The organism is Streptomyces armeniacus (assembly GCF_003355155.1).
In the GTDB taxonomy this organism is placed as follows: Bacteria; Actinomycetota; Actinomycetes; order Streptomycetales; family Streptomycetaceae; genus Streptomyces; species Streptomyces armeniacus.
Genome location: NZ_CP031320.1, coordinates 7,397,617 through 7,420,940 on the forward strand (window position 1 = coordinate 7,397,617; position 23,324 = coordinate 7,420,940).

Consider the following 23,324-nt stretch of genomic DNA (forward strand, 5'->3'; position numbering starts at 1 on the left):
TGGTCTGTTCTGCGCTGTCAGTGGGCTTCAGTCGAAGGCCACGCTGATGGCGCGGGACGGGCACATGAGCTCCGCCTCCTCCACCATCTCGGCCATTTCCTGCGGCGGTTCACTGCGGAGGAGCTTCACCCGGCCGTTGGACTCGTCCTGCTCGAACAGCTCGTCGGCCGCCAGTACGCAGTTACCGGCGCCCACACACCTGTTCCTGTCCACCGTGATCTTCATCGTGGTCCTTGGTCCTTTCGGTGTCGCGGTGCGCATACGCTCCTCGCGTGCGCCTCCCATCGTGGTGCGTCACGCGGCCGAGGCGGCCCGTCGCGGGCAGGGACTGGGGAATCGCTCAGACAATCGCGGAGGAGCGGCGTCTGCGGTGGGCTTCCACGGCCTCCTCCAGCTCCGGTACGAGCCGCTGCGGACTGGCCAGCCGGGCCCCCTCCTCCTGGAGCGCGCGGGCCGCCTCGCCGTACGACGGTTCCTCGACGAGCCGCCGCACCGCGTCCCGTACGAATGACGCGTCCGCCTTGCTCCAGTGCGCGAACTCGCCCGCGCCCGCGTTCCGCAGACCCGTACCGCGCAGCTCGTGGTCCGAGACGGAGGTGGACAGGATGAGCTGCGGCACGCCGTACGACAGCGCCGTGGCGTACGACCCGAAGCCGCCGTGGTGGATGATCGCGGAGCAGCTGGGGAGCAGCGTGTTGAGGGCGACGCCCTCGACGACGCGGGCGTTGTCCGGGAGGGCGCTGAGCAGGTCGGCACCGGCGCCGGCGAGGGTGGCGACGACCTCCACGTCGAGGTCGCCGAGGGCGGTCAGGATGTCGGGGACGGAGACGTAGTCGCCGCCGTAGTCCTCGGTGTTGGACGCGCCGAGGGTGAGGCACACGCGGGGGCGGGCGGGCTTCTCGCGCAGCCAGTCGGTGACGACGGCGCGGCCGTTGTACGGGATGTACCGCATGTCGAGCACGTTCAGATGGGTGGGCAGCCGCAGGCTGTGCGGCATGGTGTCCAGCGTGAACTGGCCGTTCACCAGCTCCTCGTCGTGCTCGACACCGAACGGCGCGCAGCGGTCCGCGAGCCACTCGGCCATCGGGTCGGTCCGCTCGTCCTCGGGGGCGTGCGGCAGCATGTCGAGGTACGTGCGCCGGGACCGGCCCCACACGTCGGCGCACCACAGCAGCCGGGCGTGTGCGGCGCCGCAGGCGCGCGCGGCGATGCCGCCCGCGTACGCCAGGGGGTCGCGGATCACCAGGTCGGGCCGCCAGTCGCGGGCGAACTCGACGAGGCCGTCGATCATCGGGTCGTTGTACGCGCTGATGCCGTAGTTGACGCTGATCCGGTAGCGGCGGCTGAGCTCCTCCCAGGAGATGTCGCCGTGTTCCGTCTGGCTCCAGTTGGCCGTCGGGATGTCCTGCGTCTCGCGGTGCGCGGCCATCCCCTCGTGGATGCCGCTGTCCCGGCCGACGGGCACGGCGGTCAGGCCCGCGCGGGTGGTGGTCTCGGTCAGGGGCGGGGTCGACGCCACCCGCACCTCGTGGCCGGCCGCGGTGAGCGCCCAGGCCAGCGGCGTCTGGCAGTACAGGTGGGACTTCTCCGCCAGGCTGACGAACAGGACACGCATGGGGCTGCTCCGGAAATAAGGGGCGGGACGGGTGCGGGTACGAGGGCGCGGGCTGAAGACGAGACGGACCGGTTCGGATCGGTTCGATTCGCGAGTCGAGACGGTTCGGTTCGGTTCGGTTCGAGACGGAGGGGCGGCGGTCGCGTGCGTGGTACGCGGGCACGCGGCCGCCGTCCCTCGTGGTCGCGGGTCAGGCACCCCCGAGTTCGTTGTCGATGAAGTCGAACAGCTCGTCGTCCGACGCGCCCTCCACGCGGCTCTCCACGCTGTCGCCGCCGCCCGCCGTGTCCAGCCGGTTCAGCAGCGCGTGCAGCCGGGTGGACAGCTCGGTCCTGGCCGCGTCGTCCTGCACGATCCGGTCGAACTCCGCTTCCCACGCGTCCAGTCCGCCGAGCAGCGAGACGGGCGCGGAGTCGGCGGCCGGTGCGGCCGGTGCGAGCTTGCCGAGCAGGTGCTCGGCAAGCACGGGCGGCGCCGGGTAGTCGAACAGCAGCGTTGCGGGCAGCCGTACGCCGGTGAGGGCGCCGAGCCGGTTGCGCAGCTCCACCGCCGTCAGCGAGTCGAAGCCCAGCTCCATGAAGCCGCGTTCGGGGTCGAGCGCGTCGGCGGAGGCGTAGCCGAGGACGAGCGCCGCCTGCGTGAGGACGGTGTCCAGCACGGCCTGCCGGCGCTCCCCCTGCGGCAGCGCCGCCAGCCGGTCCCGCAGCCCGTCGGCCTCCGCGGCCTGTCCGGGCGCCGTACGGGCGTCCCCGTTGCGGGCGGACGCGGCGCGCCGGGGACGCGCCGGTGCCAGCCTGCGCAGCAGGTGCGGGACGCTGCCGTCGGGCGCCTTGAGCCCGGCGATGTCCAGCTGGGCGGGCACGAGGTACGGCTCGTCGGCCGCGAGTGCCGCGTCCAGCAGGGCCAGTGCCTCGGCGGTGTCCATCGGGCGTACGCCGCCGCGCGCCACGCGGTTCAGGTCGGCGCCGTCCAGCTTGCCGGTCATGCCGCTGCGCTCCGCCCACAGGCCCCAGGCCAGGGAGGTGGCGGGGCGGCCGAGGGCCCGCAGCTGGGCGGCGTAGCCGTCCAGGAAGGCGTTGGCCGCCGAGTAGTTGGCCTGTCCGGCGCCGCCGAGTGTGCCCGCCAGCGACGAGTACAGGACGAACGCGGACAGGTCCAGCTCGCGGGTGGCGTCGTCCAGGTTGAGCACGGCGTCCACCTTGGCGCGCAGCACGCGTTCCATGCGCTCGGGGGTGAGCGCGTCGAACACGCCGTCGTCGAGCACGCCGGCGGTGTGGAAGACGGCCGTCAGCGGGTGCGCTTCGGGCACGCCGTCCAGCAGCGTGGCGAGCTGTGCTCGGTCGGCGACGTCGCAGGCGGCGAGCGTCACCTCGGCGCCCTGTGCGCGGAGTTCGTCGCGCAGCTCGGGCATGCCGTCGGCGGCGGCGCCGCGCCGGCTGGTGAGCAGCAGCGACCGTACGCCGTGCGCGGTCACCAGGTGCCGCGCCAGCAGCTGGCCCAGCATGCCGCTGGCGCCGGTGACGAGGACGGTGCCCTCGGCCGCGAAGCCGGCGAACGGTGTGCTGTCCGCGCCGTCCGCAGCCTCCGCGCCGCTCGCGCTGCCCGCGCCGCTCGCGGCGGTGACCCGTACGAGCCGGGGCACCGAGGCCGCGCCCTCACGGAGCGCGATCTCCGGTTCGCCGGTGGCCAGCGCGCGGGTGAGCGCGCCGTACGAGGCGTCCGTGCCGTCGTGGTCCAGGAGCGCGAACCGGCCGGGGTTCTCCGTACGGGCCGCACGCAGCAGACCCCATACGGCGGACTCGGCGACGGCTGCCGGGGCCGCTGTGGCCCCCGCGTGCGCCTCCGGGCCGGCGGCGACCGCGTGCCGGGTGCACAGGACGAGCCGCGAGCCGGCGAACCGCTCGTCGGCCAGCCAGTCCTGCGCCACCGCCAGCGCCCGCGCCGTGGCGCGCCGTACCGCGTCGGCGGTGCCGGTCGCGTCCGCCGGGGCGAGCGGCGCCAGGACAGTGTCGGGTGCGGGCAGTCCGGCGGCGACGGCCTCACCGAGCGCGGCCACGTCGGCGTACGCGCCGTCCGGGGTGCCGAGTTCGGCGAGGTCGGCCGCGTCGCCGATGACGGCGACACGGGCGGTGTACGCGTCCGGCAGCGGCAGTTCCGTCCACTCGACGCGGTGCAGGCCGCGCGGGCCGGTGCCGGAGGCGGACAGCTGGCCGCTCTGTACGGCGCGCAGCGTGAGGCTGCCGACGGTGGCGACGGGTGCGCCGGTGGTGTCCGCGACCTGCACGGCGTACGTGGTCCCGGAAGCGCCGCCCTCCTCTGCACCGTTCGGGGTGAGCCGTACGCGCAGGCTGGTGGCGCCCGCCGCGGCGAGTGACACCTCGGCGAAGCTGAACGGCGCCACCGCGCGGCCTGCCGCGTCCGGTGCCAGCGCGAGCGTGTGCAGGGCGGCATCCAGCAACGCCGGGTGCAGCGCGCAACGTTGCGCCGTTTCGTGTTGCTCCTCGGTGAGCGCGACCTCCGCGTACACGGTGCCGCCGTCCCGCCACGCCGCGGTCAGCCCGCGGAAGGCGGGGCCGTAGTCGAAGGAGAGTGCGGCGATCTCCTCGTACAGGCCGGTGACGTCGACGGGTTCGGCGCCGGGCGGCGGCCACGCCGTCAGGCCCTCCTGTGCGGCGGGCGTGTCGGTGAGGACGCCGGTCGCGTGCCGGGTCCACTCCGCGCCCTCGCCGTCGTCGGGCCGCGAGTACACGGTGACGCTGCGGCCGCCGGACGCGTCCGGCTCGTGCACGGCGAGCTGCAACTGCACCGCGCCCGAGGCGGGCAGGATCAGCGGCTGCTCCAGCGTGAACTCCTCGACCTGGGCGGCGCCGACGCGTTCGCACGCCTGCAGCGCCAGCTCCAGGAACGCGGTGCCGGGGAAGACGGCGTTGCCGTCGAAGGCGTGGTCGGCGAGCCACGGCTGCCGGGCGACGGACACCTGCCCGGTGAAGACCGCGCCCTCGCCGCCCGCGAGCGGCACGACGGCGGCCAGCAGCGAGTGCCCGGCGGCCTCCAGGCCGGTAGCGGACATGTCCTGCCCGGCCTCGGACGCCTCCAGCCAGTACCGCTGGTGCTGGAACGGGTACGTCGGCAGGTCCACCGTACGGGCGCCCAACGGGGCCAGGATGCCCGCCCAGTTCAGGGCGTGGCCGTGGACGTGCAGCCGGGCCAGCGCGGTGGTGAGCGCCTCGGCGTCGTCGGTCGTACGCCGCAGCAGCGGCACGAGCAGCGTGTCGCCGCCGGGGGCGCCGGAAGCACCGGAGGCACCGGAGGCACCACCGTCCGCACCGGAAGCGCCGTCCTCCGCCGCCGGGCCGTCGCCCGCCGCCGCGAGGCAGTCGTCGGCCATGGCGGTGAGCACACCGTCGGGACCGAGTTCGACGTACGCCCCGACGCCCTCGCCTGCCAGCAGCCGTACGCCGTCGTGGAACCGTACGGCCTGCCGCACGTGCCGCGTCCAGTAGTCGGCGGTGCGCAGGTCGTCGCCGGTGGCGAGGCGGCCGGTCACGTTGGAGACGACCGGCAGCTTCGGCGCGTGGTACGTCAGCCGGGCGGCCAGCCGCCCGAACTCCTCCAGCATCCCGTCCATGTGCGCCGAGTGGAACGCGTGGCTGACGGTGAGCCGCTTCGTCTTGCGGCCGTCCGCCGCGAGGGATTCGGCGACCGCCGTGACGGCGTCCTCGTCACCCGAAACGACCGCCGAACGGGGCCCGTTCAGCGCGGCGAGGGTGGCCCGGTCACCGTACGGTTCGAGCAGCGGCAGCAGTTCGTCCTCCGTCGCCTGTACGGAGACCATCGCGCCCCCAGAGCCTTCGGCCTGGGAGGTACCCCCGCCTCCAGGCAGCGCCTGCATCAGCCGGGCGCGGGCGGCGACCAGTGCGCAGGCGTCGTCCAGCGAGAGCACTCCGGCGGCGTGCGCGGCGGCCAGCTCGCCGACCGAGTGGCCGAGGAGGTAGTCGGGGCGCATGCCGTACGAGTCCAGCAGCCGGAACAGCGCGACCTCCAGCGCGAACAGGCCGGCCTGCGTGTAGGCGGTCTGGTCGAGCAGTGCGGCCGTCTCCGTACCCGGGTCGGCGAACAGCACCTCGCGCAGCGGCCGTTCGAGCGGCGCGTCGGAACGCGCCTCCAGCGGGGTGTCCAGGTGCGCGTCCAGGTGGGCGCACACCTCGTCGAGCGCGTCGGCGAAGACGTGCGAGGTGTCGTACAGACGGCGGCCCGCCGCCGCCCGCTGCGCGCCCTGACCGGTGAAGAGGAAGGCGGTCTTGCTGCCGCGCGCGCGGCCGGTGATCAGCCTCGGGTGTTCCGTCCCGGCCGCCAGTGCGGCCAGTGCCTCGGCCATCGCGTCGTCGTCGGTGCCGGGGACGCCGACGATCGCGGCACGGTCCTCGAAACCGGCCCGTGTCGTCGCCAGCGACAGCGCCACGTCGGCGGCGTCCAGCGGACCGGACCCGTCCGGCTCCGCTTCCGCAGCCGTCAGGCGCGCCCCGAGCCGTTCCGCCTGCTCGCGCAGGGCCGCGGTGCCGCGTCCGGACAGCAGCCACGGCACGGCGCCGCGCGGCTCCCCCGCCGGTGCCACGGCCAGCGCGCCGTCTGCGGGCGCGGGCGCCTGTGCGGACCCGGCGGGCTCGGGCTCCGGCTCCTCCAGGATCACGTGCGCGTTGGTGCCGCTGATACCGAACGCGGACACGCCCGCCCGGCGCGGCTGGTCCTCGCGCCGCCACTCCTGCTGCTCCCGCAGCAGCCGTACGGTGCCCGCCTCCCAGTCGATGTGCGGCGAACCCTCGTCGGCGTGCAGGGTCCGCGGCAGGGCGCCCTTGTCCAGCGACATCACCATCTTGATGACGCCGGCGATGCCCGAAGCGGCCTGCGTGTGCCCGATGTTGGACTTGACCGCGCCGAGCCACAGCGGCCGGTCCTGCGTCCGCTCCTGCCCGTAGACCGCCATCAGGGCCTGTGCCTCGATGGGGTCGCCCAGCACGGTGCCGGTGCCGTGCGCCTCCACGGCGTCGACCTGGGCCGGTGTGAGCCCGGCCTGGCCGAGCGCCGCGCGGATGACGCGCTGCTGCGCGGGGCCGTTGGGCGCGGTGAGTCCGTTGGACGAGCCGTCCTGGTTGATGGCGCTGCCCTTGAGGACGGCCAGTACGCGATGCCCGTTGGCCCGCGCGTCCGACAGCCGCTCCAGCAGGACCAGCCCGACGCCCTCGGCCCAGCCGGCGCCGTCGGCGTCCGCGCTGAACGCCTTGCAGCGCCCGTCGGGTGACAGCGCGCGCTGCCGGCTGAACTCGATGAACGTGTCCGGTGTGGAGATCACCGTCACGCCGCCGGCGAGCGCCATCGAGCACTCTCCGGTGCGCAGTGCCTGCGCCGCCTGGTGCAGTGCGACCAGCGACGAGGAGCAGGCGGTGTCGACGGTGACGGCCGGGCCCTCCAGCCCGAAGGTGTAGGCGATACGGCCGGAGGCGACGCTGCTCGCGCTGCCCGTGGCGAGATAGCCCTCCATGCCCTCGGGGGCGTGGCGGACGCGGGAGCCGTAGTCGTTGTAGTTGGAGCCGACGAACACGCCGGACTGCGTGCCCCGTACGGACACCGGGTCGATGCCCGCCCGCTCGAACGCCTCCCACGCCGTCTCCAGCAGCAGCCGCTGCTGCGGGTCGATGGCCAGCGCCTCGCGCGGGGAGATGCCGAAGAAGGCCGGGTCGAAGTGGTCGGCCTCGTAGAGGAATCCGCCGTCACGGGCGTAGAACGTGCCGGGCTTGTCCGGGTCCGGGTCGTACAGCCCGTCGATGTCCCAGCCGCGGTTCTCCGGGAACGGCCCGATGGCGTCCGTGCCGTCGGCCACCAGCCGCCACAGGTCCTCCGGGGACCGTACGCCGCCGGGGAAGCGGCAGCCCATGCCGACGATCACCACGGGGTCCTGGTCCACCGGCACCGCCGGGGCCGCCGTGGCGCCCGACTGGTCGCCGTCCGCGAACAGTTCGTCGTGCAGGAACGACGACAGGGCGCTCGCCGTCGGGTGGTCGAAGGCCGTCGTGACGGGCAGCCGCAGACCGGTGGCCTCACCGAGCCGGTTGCGCAGCTCGACCGCCGTCAGCGACTCGAAACCGAGGTCGCGGAAGGCGCGGCTCTCCGGCACGGCGTCCGGCCGGTCGTAGCCGAGCACGGCCGCGGCCTGCGTCCGAACGATCTCCAGCAGCGCGCCGCGCCGCTCGGGCGCGCCCATCCCGGCGAGCTGCCGTACGAGGGGCGCCGCGTCGTCCGGAGCGTCGTTCTCCTTGTGCGCGTCGCTCTGCTCCTGCTGTGCCTCCGGCAGTTCGCGCAGGGCGGCGGCGACGCGGACGGCCGCCACGCGCCAGTCGACGTCGGCGACGACGAGGAACGTGTCGCCGTGGTCCAGGGCCGTCTGCATGGCGGAGATGGCCAGCGCGGGGTCCATCGGGGGTACGCCGAGGTGGCGCAGGCTCTCGGCCAGCCGCTCGTTGACGAGGCCGCCGCCCGCCCAGGCCCCCCAGGCGAGGGAGGTCGCTGGCAGCCCGTCGGCGCGGCGGCGCTCGGCGAGAGCGTCGAGATACGCGTTGGCCGCCGCGTAGCTGCCCTGGCCGGGACCGCCGAGGGTGCCGGCCATGGAGGAGAACAGCACGAACGCGGACAGGTCCAGGTGCCGCGTCGCCTCGTGCAGCACCTGCGCGGCGTCCACCTTGGGCCGCAGCACGGCGGCGGCGCGCTCCGGGGTCAGCGCGTCGAGCCAGCCGTCGTCGATGATGCCCGCGGTGTGCACGACGGCCGTCAGCGGCTGTTCGCCGGGCAGTTCGGCCAGCAGCCGGTCCACGGCCGCGCGGTCGGCGACATCGCAGGCGACCGGCGTGGCGGCGGCGCCCAGCTCGCCGAGCTCGGCGACGAGTTCGGCCGCGCCGGGCGCGTCCGCGCCGCGGCGGCTGGCCAGCACGATGTGGTCGGCGCCGCCGCGCGCGAGCCAGCGCGCGGTGTGCGCGCCGAGCGCGCCGGTGCCGCCGGTGACGAGCACGGTGCCGCTCGGGCGCCACGGCTCGACGTCGGACGGGCCGTTGACGGCGCGCAGCAGGCGGCGCGCGAACACGCCGGACGGCCGCACCGCGACCTGGTCCTCCCCCAGCTCCCCGGACAGCACGCCGGCGATACGGCGCGCGGCCCGGTGGTCCACCGTCTCGGGCAGGTCGATGAGGCCGCCCCAGCGCTGCGGGTACTCGAACGCGGCGATACGGCCCAGGCCCCAGGCCATCGCCTGCGTGAGGCTCACCAGCGGATCGGCACGGCTCACGGACACCGCTCCGCGCGTGGCGCACCACAGGGGCGCGGTGATGCTCGCGTCGCCGAGCGCCTGGAGGAGCGTCGTCGTCAGCACGAGGCTGCTGGGCAGCGCACCCTCGTCGCGCCAGCGGCGCTCGTCCAGCGGCACGAACGAGAGGATGCCGGACAGGTCCGTGTGCACCTCCGTACGCAGCCGGTCCGCCAGCCAGTGCCGGTCGGCGTCGTCCTGGCCGACGACGAGGGTCTGCGTCTGCGCCCCGCTGAGGGAGAGCGCCTCGAACATCTGCTGGACGAGCGGGTCTTCCTGGTGCGACTCCGGCACGACGACGAGCCACGTGCCGTCGAGCGTGCCGTTCGACGTGCCGGTCTGCGCGCGCCACGCGACGCGGTACCGCCAGCCGTCCACGATGCTGCCCTGCTGCCGTTCACGCCGCCAGGAGGACAGCGCGGCGACGACCTTGTGGAGCGAGTCGCGGTCGATGTCGACGTCGAACTCGTTGGCGAGCGCGTCTATGTCCTCGCGTTCGATGGTCTCCCAGAACTGCGCGTCCACCGGGTCGCCGGCCCCGGCCACCTGCGGTGCCGGCGCGGGGGCGGACTCCAGCCAGTAGTGCTGGCGCTGGAAGGGGTACGTGGGGAGGTCGACGAGCGCGGGCTGGTGCTCGCCGGCAAAGGCCGGGGACCAGTCGACGTCGACGCCCCGGATCCACAGCTCCCCGAGGGAGGTGTAGAGGCGGTCGAGGCCGCCTTCGTCGCGGCGGAGGGTGCCGGTTACCGTGACCTCCGCCTCCAGCGCCTCGGCGGTGTCCTGCACCGGCATGGTCAGGACGGGGTGCGGGCTCATCTCCGCGAACGCCCGGTGACCACCCTCGATCAACGACCGTACGGCGGGCTCCAACTGCACCGTGTGCCGCAGGTTGGTGTACCAGTATTCGGCATCCACACGCGTGTCGTCGTCCAGCCAGTCACCCGTGACGGTGGAGAAGAACGGCACCACAGGAGTCCTGGGCTCCAACGGCGCCAGAGCCGTCAGGATCGCCTCGCGGATCTCCTCCACGTGAGCGGAGTGGGAGGCGTAGTCCACCTCGATACGGCGCGCCCGGATCTCCCGCTGCTCACACGTCACCATGAGCTCATCCAGAGCGTCCGCGTCACCGGAAACGACCACCGCGGACGGCCCGTTGACCGCAGCAACGGAGATACGGCCGTCCCACGCGGCGATCAGCCCATCCACATCCGCACGCGGCTGCGCGACCGACACCATCCCGCCACGGCCCGCCAGCGCCGTAATGGCCTGGCTCCGCAACGCCACCACACGAGCACCGTCCTCCAGCGACAGCGCACCGGACACACAGGCGGCGGCGATCTCACCCTGCGAATGACCGACAACGGCAGCAGGCTGCACACCGTGAGAGCGCCACACCTCCGCGAGGGACACCATCACCGCCCACAGCACCGGCTGCACGACATCCACCCGGTCAAAACCAGGCGCACCGTCCACACCCCGCAGCACACCCGACAGCGACCAGTCCACATGCCGGGCCAGCGCCGCATCACACTCAGCGAACCGCGCCGCGAACACGGGGCTGCTGTCGAGGAGTTCGCGCCCCATCCCGACCCACTGCGCCCCCTGACCCGGGAACACAAACACCGGACCACGCCCCGCACCGTCCTCCGGCACCGCACGCGACGGAGCAGCAGCCACCTCACCCAGACGCGCCACCAACGCATCCAGATCAGCCTGGAATTCGGACCGAAGACCGCATTAATTCCGCTGCCCTGATTTCTAGTCAGGCCCGGGTTCTGCGGTCAATCGCAGAACCCGGTTTTCTCGTGAGGCGAGAAAGGAATTCACCGGTTCTCGTGTGGCGAGAAATTCCGCTCCTGCTTTCTCGTCACGCGAGAAAGCAGCCGGACGCTGTACGGATATGGGCTACGGTGAGCGCCCGTACGCAGTCACTCACCGTGGAGGAGCCAGTGCGCGCTGTCGTGATGGAGGAGTTCGGGGGACCGGAGGTCCTGCGGCTCACGGAGGTGCCCGAGCCGGACAAACGGCCCGCCCACACCCCGCTGACCGTGTCCCGGGCGGGGGTGAACTTCGCTGATCTGCACGCCCGTACGGACTCCTACCTGGCGCCCGTCGAGCTCCCGTACATCCCCGGCAACGAGGTCCTGGGGACCGACCCGGACGGCCGCCGCGTGACCGCGCTGCTCTCCGGCGGCGGGTACGCCGAACGCGCGCAGGCGCACCGCCGCCTGGTCTACCCCGTACCGGACGACGTGGACGACGACCAGGCCGCCGGCCTCACCCTCCAGGGCTGCACGGCATGGCACCTGCTGCACACCGTTCTCGGCATCGCCTCCAAGGAGCGCGTGGTCGTCCCTGCGGCCGCCGGCGGCGTCGGTTCCCTCGCGCTCCAGCTGGCACGGAGCGCCGGAGCCCGGCCCATCGCACTGGCCAGCACGGAGGACAAGCGCCGCCTGGCGCTCGACCTCGGCGCCCACGCCGCCGTCGACTCCTCCATCACAGACCGGCTGTCCGAGCGCATCAAGGACGCGGCGGGCGGCGCCGTCGAAGCGGCACTGGAGATGACCGGAGGAGAAACCCACCTCGAGATTCTCCGCTCCCTCGCACCCCGCGGCCGCATGGCGGTCTACGGCTACGCCGGCGGCGACCCGACTCCCGCCGCTGGGAAACTCCTCCTGGAGAATTCACTGAGCGTCACAGGATTCTGGCTGCCGCACTACTACGGTGCGCGAACCGCGCTCGCGGACTCCCTGCGCGAGCTCTACGGCCTCGTACGCTCCGGCGACCTCAAGCCCTTGCCCAGCCTGACCTACAAGCTGGCAGACGCAGCCCAGGCACACCGTGACCTCTCCGCCCGCGTCACCCAAGGGAAACTCACTCTCATCACATAGTGGCAATGACCCATCGCGGTCGGTGATCTACTCTTCGCTACCCAGAGCGAGGGGGCGACGCCGATGACCGCGACACGCAGTGGACCGACCACGGCCGGCCAAGGCGGGACCGGCCACGCCGACCGCGTGTTTCGCGTCCAGGAGGCGCTGAGCCGGCTCGGGCCCGGAGCCCACCGGCTCAGCGCCATCGCACGCGCCGCCGACCTGGACGACTCCACCACCAGCAGAATTCTGCAATCCGGCGTCTACCGCGGCCACTTCGAGCGCCCCTCCCGGGGCCGCTACCAGCTCGGCGGCCGTGTAGCCGAGCTGGCGCTGCACGCGTACGCCCGGCACGACTCCGACTCCGTACTGGCTGTCCTGCAGCAATTGCGCGCCCGTACGGACGGCGGCATGGCCCTGCACTACACACTCACCCCCGGCGTCCAACCGGGTCGCCAGTGCGCGGAAATGGCCGTCGGCGACAGCGACCTCGAGGAATTCGGGATGAGCCCCCGCGAAGTCCTGGCGATCACCCGCTCGCTGCGCGTCGGCGCATCCGGCCGCACGATCCTCGCCTACCTCCCCGAGGCCGTTCAGTGCAGAGCCCAGCACGAACCCATTCCCCCGCAGGCAGGCCGCGGCGCCATCCACAACCCCGTCGCCCTGGCCGCCAGCCTCGCAGCCATTCGCGACCACGGGTACGCCCTCGGGTACGAGGAATGCATGGACGGCTGGAACACGATCGCCGCGCCCACCTTCGCCGGAGTCGCGATCCAAGGCGCTGTGCTGCTGCTGCGGCCCGCCCGGCTGATGCCGCGAGCCCCCCGGCCGTACATCACCGCCACCAAGACAGCCGCCGCAGCCATCAGCCGCATGCACGCTTCGTAGATCTCGTACGGCGGCGACCTCGGCGCAGATGCGGGGAGACCCGCCGGGCGGCGGGCCGGGAGCGTTCGGTGCGCTCTTCCGAGCAGCTGGAGTGTGCGCGACGATGGGCGTCACCGCACGCGATGGTGGAGGGCGCCATGGGCGATCACCGCAAGCCCGAACCGGACCCCGGGCAGGGCAAGCCGCCGCCGGGAAACGCCGACGGCGAAGTCCCCAAGCCGCCGCCGAGCGGCGGCAAGCACAAGAAGGATTGACGCGCCGGTGTCCCCGTTCGAGCAGCAGCGCGACCACCTGGCGCAGGAGATGGACCGCGCCGAGCTCTGGCCGGAGCGCTCCCCGTGGATCCGCCGGGCCGTGGAACTGCGGCCGCGCCATGACTTCGCCCCGGACCAGCTGTGGGTGTGGGAGGGGCACGCCTACACGCCCGTGGAGCGCGGCCTGGACGAGCGGCGGTGGGCCGAGGTGGTGTACGGCGGGCCGTACGAGCCGACCGTCACACAGGTGACCGTCGGCCTCGCCTCCTCCAGCCTCTCCTGCTGCTCAGTGGTGGCCGACATGCTCGACTCGCTGAAGCTGGAAGCGGGACACCAGGTCCTCGAACTCGGCACCGCCACCGGCTGGAACGCCGCGCTGCTCGACCACCGGGCCGGTCCCGGCCGGGTGACGAGTCTGGAGCTGGACGCCGAACTCGCCGCGGCAGCCCGTACGAACCTGGACGCGGCGGGCGCCCAGGTACGCGTCGAAGTCGCCGACGGCGCAGCCGGATGCCCCGACGGCGCGCCGTACGACCGGCTCATCGCCACCTACGCCGTCGACCGCATCCCCTGGGCCTGGGTGCAGCAAGTCCGCCCCGGCGGGCGCATCGTCACCCCCTGGGGACGGCTGGGGCACCTCGCGCTCACGGTCGCCGAAGACGGCGCCTCCGCGACGGGCTGGGTCCAAGGGCTGGCGATGTTCATGCCCAGCCGCACCGCCGAGCCGCCCCTCGCCTTCGAACAGATACGCCGCGGCCGCGCCCCGCAGCACGAGCACATCGTCGACCGAGACGTACGGTCCCTGACCGACGACCCCCACCTCCGGTTCGCTCTACGCGTCGCCCTGCCCGAAGTACGGATCACCGCCACGGGAGAACGACTCCTCGAACTCCACGACGACGCCGACTCCTGGGCGACCCTGACCGGCCCGGCCGGCGACAGCGCCGGCACCGCCGCCGTCGCCCGGCAGGGCGGGCCGCGGCACCTGGTCGCGGAGGTCGAGGACGCCTGGGACGAATGGCTCGGCCACGGCAGCCCCGAGCTGTACGACTACGGGCTCACTGTCACGGACGCAGGACGGCAGCAGTACGCCTGGGCATGGGACCGCAGCGACGGACCCCGCTGGCCCCTGCCCGACCCCGAGGCCCGGCGCCCCGTCACCGAGGCCGCCACCGCGACCAGGTGAGCCTCCTCGCGCTCGTGCTTCGCTGGCCGACTACACCAACTCACCGTGCTCTCTTTGCTGTCCAGAGCCCGTGTAGTTTGGCGCCATGCACGGTGAACGTGGTGATGATGATCAAGACCGAGTGTGACGGGGCGCCGGTCCGCTACACCGCCACCGGGGCCGGCTGATGGCCGGCCGCTGGGCGGACTTCGGCCAGTACAACGCCCGTGGGGTCCCGGGCGCCCGAGCCCTGGGCACCGGCATCGAGCGCATGGTCACCGGCGTCGCCTCCCCGCCGGACACCGGCCGGGGGATTGCCGCCCGCCTGCGCTACCTGACCGCCTCGGACGCCGGGTACGCGGCGATGGACCGCGCGGGGATCAGCGTGACCCCGCGGACGTTGTACGCGTGGCTGGCGGAGGAACGCCGGCCCAGTGCCGTGAACCGGGCCCGGCTGGACGACGCGTACTGGGACCTGCGCCGCCACAACGTCGCCGCCGACCTCAAACGCCGCCTGACCGCCCAGGGCGGCGCCCGCATCGAGATCGACCCGGTGGACCAGAGCGCGGTCGCCCCGGCACACCGCCGGACCCTGCCCGTACGCCGGATGACGGTCCGCCCCCGCCACTGGGAGGCGGCCGTCGACGCCTGGCTGGAGGACGACGAGACGGCGATGGACGGGATCTGGGACGACCTCATCGTCGAACTGGGCAGCGAGTACGACTCCTACGCCTACGTCTCCTCCATCGGCTGGGCCGCCTGACACCCAGAGCTGGAGAACCCTCGGCCCTCGAAGCCGCGCCGCTCGACGTCCTGTTGCCCGGGTGGATACCCGTACGGGTGACTGCTCGCGTGCCCGTCCCGGTGACCTGAGCGACGCCCGGCACAGTGTCGTCATGCCGCCCCGGACCACCGCCGTACTCGTGCTGCTGGCGGCTCCCGCGCTGGCTGGCTGCGTCGCTGTGCACACCGCACCGGCGCCCGGACACACGGCGTCTCGCACCGCGACACCGCCGTCCCCGACTTCGCCGAGCGTCCCGCGGCAGGCAGGCTCCCGTCCCGACTTCGCGCCGTCCCTCTCCGACGCGGCCCTGACATCGCCGCAGCGTCGTGCTTCCGGGGCGCCGCCAGGTCGGCAGAAGTCCGTGCTGCCGCAGCGCGGCGGGGCGCGGAACCGGTCTATGGCCCACAACCGGCAACGTCTCTCCGGCCACGGCCTGCCCGACCCGGCCGCGGCCGCCGTTGATGATGTCGGCAGGCTGTGCCAGTGGGGCCGCAGCTCTGGGCAGTTGCGCGGGGACCTGCTGGCCCTGTGCCGCCGCGTCTACGGGTGACCCGTGCTGCATCCGCCGGTTACCGTGGCGCTGGCCCGCCGTACGGACTTGCTGCCGGCCGTCCCGGGGTGGGCATTCGAGCCGAAGTTCGACGGCCACAGGATGGTGCTCTTCCGGTTCGCGGAGGGGGAGGCGCCGCCGGGGGCCGTTGCCGAGGTGGTGCTGCAGTCCCGTACGGGCCGGGTCGTGACCGGCCGCTACCCGGACCTCGCCGAGGCGGCGGCCGCGATACTGCCGCCCGGCACGGTCCTGGACGGCGAAGCCGTCGTGATCCTGGGCGGTCGTACGGACTTCGGCGCGGTGCAGTCCCGCGCGGCCTCCAGCCCGGCCCGCGCCGCCCGCCTCGCCCGTGAACTGCCCGCGACGTTCGCGGCGTTCGACGTGCTCGCCGTCGACGGCCGCGACCTCCGGGGCGCGCCCTACCGGGAGCGGCGGGCCCGCCTGGTCGGGCTGCTGGCGGCCGCGCGGCCGCCGCTTCAGGTGGTGCCCGTCGTCCTGGAGGTGGAGGCGGCGGCCGCGATGTTCGACCAGCTGGCGGCCGTGGGCCTCGAGGGCGTGGTGTGCAAGCGGCTCGACGGGCGGTACCGGTGCGGCGCCCGCGACTGGCTCAAGGTCAAACACGACCGCCCCCGAACCTGAAGGCTCGGGGGCGGGCTGTCCGTACGGGCGTCTACTCGGCCGGCGCACTGCCTCCCGTTGCTCCTCGGCCGACGGCTACCTGCTCCGCCGGGTCCGTTCTTCCAGCGTCGGCCGCCGCGGCTGCTGCGCGGCGGCCGACCTGCCGCCGGTGATACGGGGTACCTCGGCGTAGTCCTCTTCCGGTATGGGCTGGAGCCGGTCCGCCGGCACCCACGACGTCACGACGCGCGGTACGGCCCGGGTGCGTCCGCCCTCGCCGACGGCCACCGACCACAGCCTCAGCCCGCAGTGCGCCCACCAGGTGCCGTCCTCGGCGCGCCGCCAGGCCAGCAGCCGCATCACGACCATCTCCTCCTCGGGCGTGTACACCGCGACCGGCGGCCCCGGAACATGGGTATCGTTCACATGTTCTATTATCGCGATCGGGGCCCTCGGTGTCGCAGATCCGGCAGCAGGAGGGGCCGGGAGGTGGCCGTGGACCACGACCAGGACCGCGAGCAGCAGCTCGCTCGTGAACGCCTGACCCGCCGCTACGGCACGGGCAAGCGCGTACCCCTGGAGCTGCTCCGGTCGTACGCGGTGCTGGGGGAAGCGGTGACGGTCCCCGGCCGGGAACGGGCCGCCGTCACCGCCCAGGACGTCGACGACGCACTCGCCCTGACCGGCGAGGCGCGCAGCCTGCTGGACCGCATCGAGCTGTATCTCATCGACGAGGCGCGGGCCCACGGGCGCTCCTGGGCGCAGATCGAGGCCGCCTGCGAAGCAGACCAGGCCCATCAGCGGTATGAATGGCTCCGCGAGCGCTGGCCCGGATACGTCCCGGTGCAGGAGCGCCCGCTGCTCAACTCCACCGGGACGGACGTGGAACGCGCCCACGGGGATGGGGCCGGGGAGCGGGGCGGCGGGTGACCGCCGCCCTTCGCGTCACTCTCCGGTTCGCGGACGGAGGGCCGTCCGTCGTCGGCGAGTGGGAAAACGCGGCGACCGCCGACCGTACCTACCGGGCGTGGACGGGGCAGTGGTGCCAGCGGCTGTTGACGCGGATGCGCAGGGCGGGGCGGTGGCCGGGCGGGCGTCCCGCTGTCTGCTTTCCACGGCCGTGCCTCGTCGGCGTCCCGTACGGCGGCGTTCACGCCTCCAGCCTACGTACGGCTGCTGCCGGCCGTCCGGCGCGGTAGGGGGACGTCGGCGAGGTGTTCCCAGACGATATGGCGGCCGTCGTGCCACTGGGAGACCAGTGCCAGGGTGTCGAAGGTCAACGTCACCTCGCCGCCGTCGATGTCGGCGAGGCGCTGCTTGAGGGTGCCGCGGTCGGCGTGCTGGGCTCGCTCTCCGGCGTACGCGAGCGAGACGTGGGGGTAGTACGTTGTCGGCTGGAGCGGCCAGCGCTGGCCGACCACGTCCGTTGTCGCCGTCCATGTCACGTCCCACAGGCGGCGGGCCGGGGTGCCAGGGCGGGCGGCACGCTCGATCGCCACGGTGCCAATCGCCGGGCGGGCGAAGGTGAGCGTCACCGGGCCCGTTCTGGCGACGGCCTCGCGGACCCGCGCGGTCATCTCTGTGATCTCCTGCTGGGACGCGTCGCGCTGAGGGCCGGCGTGCAGGACGGTGACGTGCAGCCACTCAGGAGGTACCGGTTCCAGGCCGGGCTGATGGGTCAACGCCTGGTACGGCTCGCCAAGCTGGTCGCGCGCGTCGGGCGGGGGCAGCAGGTGCCAGTGGAGGTCGCGCCGACCGGGCGGCCATGGGTGGCGTCGGGTGGTGACGCGTTCGAAGAAGTTCTCCATCAGCGGGTGATGTCCGCGATCCGCCAGGCGAGGGTGGGGTACAGCTCGCCGCGCTCGAGTTGAGCCCGTGCCTCTGCCGCTGTGGTGGCTGACACCCGCAACTGGCTGATGTGCCCGTACATCACGGTCGACGCGAGTTCGACGGCGTCGTACCGGGCGACCAGATGATCAGCACCCGAGCCGTCTGCGAAACCGCGTACGCGCCCATCGGCGCCGTCGGGAAGGTGCCGCCGCAGCAACTCCATCGCCTCACGGGACCGGTGAGACGACAGCAGCTCCAGCACCGGCATCAGCGGGACTGGAGGCGGGCTGGAGCTGCTGTCGAGGCGTTCACGGCCTGCAATTTCGCGCAGCGCGGCAGTGAGCAGGGCCGCGACCGGGAGTGCCAGCTCCGGGTGCTGCTGCCATGCACGGGGGTCGTGCTTCTGGTGCCACGAAACGAGCTGGTCCGCCCATCCGTAGAACCGTTCCCAGCCTGCGTCTCCGGCGTCTGCGGGCACGTTCCCTCCGTTCCGTTCCGTACGGAGACGTCACGCTATGGGGCTGAGCGACAGCCCGCAATAGCCGCCACCTGGCCGCGAGTTCAGATGAGACCCGGCGGAGCGTCCCGCCCGGCAAACAGACGCCGGTCAGTCCTCCGGATCCTGCAGGGCGCGCAGTCGGTCGGCGGAGGTCTGGCGGGCCTGGCCGGCCAGGATGTCCTGCATCGTGATGCTGGTGCCGCGCCCCGGCGCGGTGACGCCCTCGATGACGGCGAGGGCGGCGGCGTGGACGCGCTCAGTTCCTCGGCCCGCGCTTGCAGGTCGAGCATGCCGTCAGACCCCAAGGAGAACATGGGCCAATTCCTGGCACGCGGGAGTGTGCGAGGAAATGACGGCGGCCCTGATGGACGCGAAACCGCCACCGGAAAGCCCCGCCAGCTTCGTAGCGGCCAGCGGGCTTCAGCGGCGCCGTGTTCGCAGGCGTCGGGGGAGGAGCCGGCGTTCATCGTTCAGGCGTTGTTCGTACGGGTCGGCGCCGGGATGGTGGGGCAGCAGGCGTTGTGCTGTGCGGAGGGCGGCCTGCGCCGCGCGGGGATGGCCGGATTCCCGGAGGCCGCGGGTGTGCCAGTAGTGGAGCTCGTGGGCCGCGGGGTGCGCCTGGACGGCGTGGGCGGCGTAGTGGGCCAGCCGGTCCGCGGCGGCGAGGAGTTCACCGCGCGGCGGTGGCCCGGCGGCGGCGCGGTGGTGGGGAGAGGCGAGCGCGGCGAGCAGGATCTCGGTGACGACCGGATCGTCCCGCAGCGCCGTCCTCCAGGCGGTGCTCCACAGCAGCTGCCCGTCGGCACGGGAGGCGCCGCCGGGGTCCCAGAAGGCGGCCCAGGCCAGGAGCGCCTGATGTATCCGCCGCTGCCGGGACTCGGCCCGTAGGGCGGTGGCGAGCGGCGAGTGCGTCAGCCAGCTGGCCAACTCCGCTGCGGCTGCGGCGCCGCGCTGCTGGAGTTGGCCGGCGCGGTAGAGCACCGCGGCGGACAGGCCCTCCGCGGGCGTAGTACCGAGCTGGGTGAGGGCGTCGGCGACGAAGCCGTCTACCGGCGCCTCCGCCGACGCCGGCGGGCTGTGCTGCCCGGCACGCAACAGCCACCGCTCCAGCAGCTGCTCGCGATGGCGGGCGAGTACGTGCCCGGCGATCCATACCCCGCAGGCGGAGGCGGCGGTCAGCGTCGGCCGCCGTAGGAGTGTCCGCTGCCAGTACCGCTCTGCGAAGAGCACACCGGGATCCGCCGGATCCGGTGACGCGAGAACGAGGTGCGGCACGGCCTGCTGTTCGACGGCACTCCGGGCCAAGCCGTCGCACACACGCTCCCGCCGGGGCACGTCTGCACCGGCCAGCTCATCGAGGAGCCGAGCGATGTCGTACGGACCGCCGGACATGGCAGAAGTCTGCCACCCGGTTGCCGAGCACGAGAGAGGTGCCATGCGACGACAACGCGCGTGGACCGGGATCGCATAATCCCCTCTACGCTTCGGCGTATGGCGCGCATATGGACGAGACTGCACGAATACCTCGGGGTTCCTCCCGGAAGGCTCACCTTCGACATGGTCCGCCGGGCGACGGCGGGCAAGCTGGCGGAGACGGACGATCTGGACTGGAAGCAGGTTCTCCCGCGCACGCCGGAGAACGGGCAGTGGAACGAACTCGCCAAGGACGTCGCCGCCATGGCCAACACCCGCGGCGGCCTGATCATCTACGGCGTCACGGATACCATCGACCTCGTCGGCATCGACCCGGAAGCTGTCGCCATCCAGCAGTACGAGCAGTGGATCCGCAACCACGTCCAGCCCTACCTGCCGGATCTGGAGATCTACCCGCTGACCGACGACAGCACCAGCACCTCTGACGGCGCCAGGACTGTTCTGGTCGTCGACGTACCGGCCAGCGAGATGGCACCGCACTTCGTCTACGGCACCGCGCAGCGGGACAAGGAGCAGATGGCCGCCGTCGTCCCCTATCGGGCCAGCGATCAGACTGCCTGGATGCCGGAGCACCAGATCGAACGGGCCTACCGCGATCGCTTCGCCCGCATCGGCCGGGCCGAGGAAGAACTCCAGCACCACCTCGAGTTGACCGTCCAGCACATCGCCGCTCAGACCGAGGTGCCCTCGGCGTGGTTCGTCGCTGCCGCCCGGCCCCAACGCCCCCTGCCCCGCAGCGTACGCACGCTGGACCGGAACGACGCCTGCGAGGTTCTCCGAAAGGCCCTGGACAGGGCCGCAGCGATGTTCCCCGGGTCCGCGCCGACCGACGGGGTGCTGAGCGGGATGAGCGCGGATGTGCGAGAGAATCCGCGCCCGGGACTGCGCCGCTGGGTGTGCAGCACCCTGGAACGGGACCGGGGCCCGGAGTTCATTACCGAACTGCATGACGACGGTGTCGTGGTGATGGCCGGCAACGTGTCGTGGGTCCGAGGCCGGGATGATCTGCCCGCTCGGGGCGCCGACCTCACCGTGCCGGAGTGGCTGGTGATGGCGTGCTGCCGTGACTTCGTCGCGACGGTCCAGGAGCTGCAGCGCGCTTTGCGCCTGGACAGCGCCCAGCAGCTCACTGCGTCGATCGTCGCCCCTCACGGTCCCAGAGCTCTGGCGCCCACCACCTACGACTCCACGTTCCATCGCGAAGGCACACCGCCGTACGCCCGCCGGCCTCACACCGTCCAGGCCGTCCACACTGTCCTGTCGCCGGCCTCCGAGGACCAGGAGGGGCAGACCCGAGTCACGGAGCTTCACACCGACCTGATGAACCAGTTCGGGCTGGCCGGATTGGGATGAGAAGGCCGTCGTCGCTGCTGTCGAACTCACCCCGGAGCCGCATGGATCCTGCCGACGCCGGCCTCCGCGGTGGCAACAGCGCTTCCGGGACAGGTGGTGGGCTCAGGGGAGCGTGGGCGGCCGGGGGTAGCCCTTCCGCTCGTACTCGGCGGTCTCGTTGTCGAGATGCTTCAGGGCGTGGATGGGGCCGAGTGCTTCGAGCAGCATGACCGCGGTGCAGATCGCGATGGTGTGGACGCGGTCGCGCAGCTCCAAGTCCTCTACCGCGCGGGTGAGTCCCACTTCTTCTGCGGCGATGCGGCGAAAGGCTGTGGTCGTCGCGAGCTCGGTCTCCGGTGGTGCCAGGGCCGCAAGCTCGTTGAGCCGCCGCACCCCCATGGTCGGCTCTCCCAGGTCCCCGAAGAGCGCGTCGTGCTCCAGGACCAGCCACATCAAGAAGTGCTCCTGCTGATCGGTGTCCAGGCCGGTGAGGCATGCGGCGACGTGGGCCGAGTCCTGGGCGAGGTAGGCGCGAGTGAGGTCGGCTGCCCGCCACATCGCTTCGACGAACCGCGGATCGTCCGTACGCGTCATGCTCCTCCTTGTACCGGACCCGCGCAGGGGCGCGCGGGGTTTCCGGCCGGGTTCACCACGACGGGGCGGCACGCTTGTCCGCGCCTCGCCGTCGAGGATCAGCCTGTGGCCTAGCCTCGGTGATCGCGTCGTTGATCAGTCTGCGTTCGTACCTGCCGGTGTACCGCTCAACCGGAAGGCGGCCACGGGCACCCGCAGGCGGCCCGCGGTCTGGCTCTCGTCGTACTCGGTCCGTCGTGCCATGGGTACACCTTTCGCTTGTGAAGGGATGTAACGGGGGCGCCGCCGTACGGGACCGCGGCACGGCGCGTCGCCCGTACGGCCTTCGGGCCCGCGATTCGCTCACGGGACGAGGCCGCCGCCCGAATCCGCTGGTGCGGCGGTCATTTGGCCCAGTCGAGTCCGAGGTCGGCGAGGGCTGCGCGCTGGGCGGGTGTGAGCTTGGTGCGGCGGCTTTTGGTGTTGGAGAGGAACACGCCGGGCTTGGTGGTCACCGGGGCGGCGTTCTCGAGGGGCGTGCCGTCCGCTTGGGCGGGGTGGAGGAGTTCTTCGTGCCGGCGGGGGATGGTCAGGTGGCCTTCGCGGTTGAGGTACTGGCGTACGGCGGCGACGCCCCGTTCGAAGGAGCTCATGCCCGCCAGGCCGGGCACGACGGGTCCGGCCGCGCCACGGGCCGTGTCGGGCTCGGCGGCGGGTGCCGGCGGCTGGACGCCGAGCTCCTGGAGCAGCTGGCGCTGTCCGTCGGCGAGTTCTGCCCATTGGGCGAGTTGCTGCCGCAGCCACGCCCCTACGTCGACGCCGTGGACCCGCAGGCCCGGCTGTACTTCGTCGGCCGCCACGCCGGTCTCACCCGCCAGGAGGTAGGCGAGGGCGGCGTACCGGCGCTGCCACGAGACCGGCCAGGGCGGGTTCCAGTACGGATCGACGGCGCACAGTGCGGCCTCCCGTGCTTCGGTGAGCACCATGACGCCTTTCCGGAGGTTCTCCAGGAACTGCCCCAACGCGAAATCATCGACAACCGCGTTGCGGGGCGCGCACAGAGTGCCGAATTCCACGTAATACCTACGGGCGGCCGCAAGGCCATTCTGGAATTTCGCGTCGGCGACATTCCAGATCATGCCGAGTTCGTTCAACAGCTCATAACGGTGCGGGGGCAGCGTCCCGTCCTTGAAGGCCCTGCGCTGCTCGCTCGTCCACTGCCCGACCGGGTACGGCTCACGGCCGACCCCGTCGTCGCCGGCGGGGTCGATGACGGCACCAACGGGCACGTGCGCGTCCCCACGGGTCTCGACCCACAGCCGGAGGGCCTCGTAGCCGCTCAGCCAGACCTCGCTGTCGGGCCGGAGAACGCGGGTACGCAGCCAGCGGGCGATGGCGGCCGGATCACGAGGCCGGGTGAACCGCAGCAACGGCACCCCCACCCCTGTCCCTTATACCCATCTGACGCTGCCGGAGAAGGCTTAGGGTGTGTGTTCGGTGGGCTCAGTTACTCTAAAAATCAAAGAATATACACATGTTGAGTTTTTCGAGCAGGAGG

The 23,324-nt window shown here is 72.6% G+C and carries 17 protein-coding genes and 1 pseudogene; 9 read left to right on the forward strand and 9 right to left on the reverse strand.

The annotated features are described in order from the left end of the window. Window positions 1–27: 27 nt before the first annotated feature. The 3 genes and pseudogenes from DVA86_RS32095 to DVA86_RS32105 form a co-directional block, all read right to left on the reverse strand. Complete coding sequence (locus DVA86_RS32095; RefSeq protein WP_208883565.1) at window positions 28–225, reverse strand: ferredoxin; 198 nt, start codon at window positions 223–225, stop codon at window positions 28–30. Between the two features lie 115 nt (window positions 226–340). Then, window positions 341–1,615: an activator-dependent family glycosyltransferase gene (locus DVA86_RS32100; protein ID WP_208883566.1), complete on the reverse strand. Its 1,275-nt coding sequence runs from the start codon at window positions 1,613–1,615 to the stop codon at window positions 341–343. 190 nt (window positions 1,616–1,805) lie between these two features. Next, a pseudogene (locus DVA86_RS32105) lies at window positions 1,806–10,589 on the reverse strand (SDR family NAD(P)-dependent oxidoreductase); the annotation flags it as partial. Between the two features lie 326 nt (window positions 10,590–10,915). Here DVA86_RS32105 and DVA86_RS32110 point away from each other — a divergent pair. The 7 genes from DVA86_RS32110 (at window position 10,916) to DVA86_RS32140 (ending at window position 16,119) form a co-directional block, all read left to right on the forward strand. Further along, on the forward strand, window positions 10,916–11,857 hold the full coding sequence (locus DVA86_RS32110) for a quinone oxidoreductase family protein (protein ID WP_208883568.1): 942 nt from the start codon (window positions 10,916–10,918) through the stop codon (window positions 11,855–11,857). Window positions 11,858–11,983: 126 nt separating this feature from the next. Beyond that, window positions 11,984–12,727 carry an IclR family transcriptional regulator domain-containing protein gene (locus DVA86_RS32115; RefSeq protein ID WP_245997422.1) on the forward strand — a complete coding sequence of 248 codons (744 nt, stop codon included), beginning with the start codon at window positions 11,984–11,986 and terminating at the stop codon, window positions 12,725–12,727. Between the two features lie 68 nt (window positions 12,728–12,795). Next, window positions 12,796–12,981: a hypothetical protein gene (locus DVA86_RS32120; protein ID WP_208885641.1), complete on the forward strand. Its 186-nt coding sequence runs from the start codon at window positions 12,796–12,798 to the stop codon at window positions 12,979–12,981. Between the two features lie 7 nt (window positions 12,982–12,988). Continuing rightward, complete coding sequence (locus DVA86_RS32125) at window positions 12,989–14,167, forward strand: methyltransferase domain-containing protein (protein WP_245997423.1); 1,179 nt, start codon at window positions 12,989–12,991, stop codon at window positions 14,165–14,167. A 166-nt stretch (window positions 14,168–14,333) separates the two neighbouring features. Beyond that, window positions 14,334–14,909, forward strand: coding sequence for a transcriptional regulator (locus DVA86_RS32130; protein ID WP_208883571.1), 576 nt, complete (start codon window positions 14,334–14,336; stop codon window positions 14,907–14,909). Between the two features lie 418 nt (window positions 14,910–15,327). Next, window positions 15,328–15,480 carry a hypothetical protein gene (locus DVA86_RS32135; protein WP_208883572.1) on the forward strand — a complete coding sequence of 51 codons (153 nt, stop codon included), beginning with the start codon at window positions 15,328–15,330 and terminating at the stop codon, window positions 15,478–15,480. A gap of 3 nt (window positions 15,481–15,483) precedes the next feature. Further along, a complete protein-coding gene (locus tag DVA86_RS32140; RefSeq protein ID WP_245997424.1) occupies window positions 15,484–16,119 on the forward strand; it encodes an ATP-dependent DNA ligase in 636 nt (211 codons plus the stop codon). A 75-nt stretch (window positions 16,120–16,194) separates the two neighbouring features. Here DVA86_RS32140 and DVA86_RS32145 read toward each other — a convergent pair whose 3' ends face one another. Then, window positions 16,195–16,524, reverse strand: a complete 330-nt coding sequence (locus DVA86_RS32145) for a hypothetical protein (RefSeq protein ID WP_208883573.1) — start codon at window positions 16,522–16,524, stop codon at window positions 16,195–16,197. A 69-nt stretch (window positions 16,525–16,593) separates the two neighbouring features. Here DVA86_RS32145 and DVA86_RS32150 point away from each other — a divergent pair, with 69 nt between their 5' ends. Further along, entirely contained in the window at window positions 16,594–17,028 is a 435-nt protein-coding gene (locus DVA86_RS32150; protein WP_208883574.1) for a hypothetical protein, read from the forward strand. Window positions 17,029–17,261: 233 nt separating this feature from the next. Here DVA86_RS32150 and DVA86_RS32155 read toward each other — a convergent pair whose 3' ends face one another. The 3 genes from DVA86_RS32155 to DVA86_RS32165 all read right to left on the reverse strand — a co-directional run bounded on the left by DVA86_RS32155 (window position 17,262) and on the right by DVA86_RS32165 (window position 19,819). Continuing rightward, window positions 17,262–17,906 carry a 2'-5' RNA ligase family protein gene (locus DVA86_RS32155; RefSeq protein ID WP_208883575.1) on the reverse strand — a complete coding sequence of 215 codons (645 nt, stop codon included), beginning with the start codon at window positions 17,904–17,906 and terminating at the stop codon, window positions 17,262–17,264. Continuing rightward, window positions 17,906–18,406 carry a hypothetical protein gene (locus DVA86_RS32160; protein WP_208883576.1) on the reverse strand — a complete coding sequence of 167 codons (501 nt, stop codon included), beginning with the start codon at window positions 18,404–18,406 and terminating at the stop codon, window positions 17,906–17,908. The genes DVA86_RS32155 and DVA86_RS32160 overlap by 1 nt, the downstream gene beginning before the upstream one ends. A gap of 441 nt (window positions 18,407–18,847) precedes the next feature. Next, a complete protein-coding gene (locus tag DVA86_RS32165; protein WP_208883577.1) occupies window positions 18,848–19,819 on the reverse strand; it encodes a hypothetical protein in 972 nt (323 codons plus the stop codon). A gap of 99 nt (window positions 19,820–19,918) precedes the next feature. On the opposite strand from DVA86_RS32165, the gene DVA86_RS32170 reads away from it, so the two are divergent. After that, window positions 19,919–21,214 (forward strand): AlbA family DNA-binding domain-containing protein, encoded by a 1,296-nt coding sequence (locus DVA86_RS32170; protein WP_208883578.1) that lies wholly within the window; start codon window positions 19,919–19,921, stop codon window positions 21,212–21,214. A 102-nt stretch (window positions 21,215–21,316) separates the two neighbouring features. Here the strand turns inward: DVA86_RS32170 and DVA86_RS32175 are convergent, their stop codons facing one another. Continuing rightward, complete coding sequence (locus DVA86_RS32175) at window positions 21,317–21,787, reverse strand: hypothetical protein (RefSeq protein WP_208883579.1); 471 nt, start codon at window positions 21,785–21,787, stop codon at window positions 21,317–21,319. Window positions 21,788–22,170: 383 nt separating this feature from the next. Next, window positions 22,171–23,208 (reverse strand): helicase associated domain-containing protein, encoded by a 1,038-nt coding sequence (locus DVA86_RS32180; RefSeq protein WP_208883580.1) that lies wholly within the window; start codon window positions 23,206–23,208, stop codon window positions 22,171–22,173. Window positions 23,209–23,324: the final 116 nt, after the last annotated feature.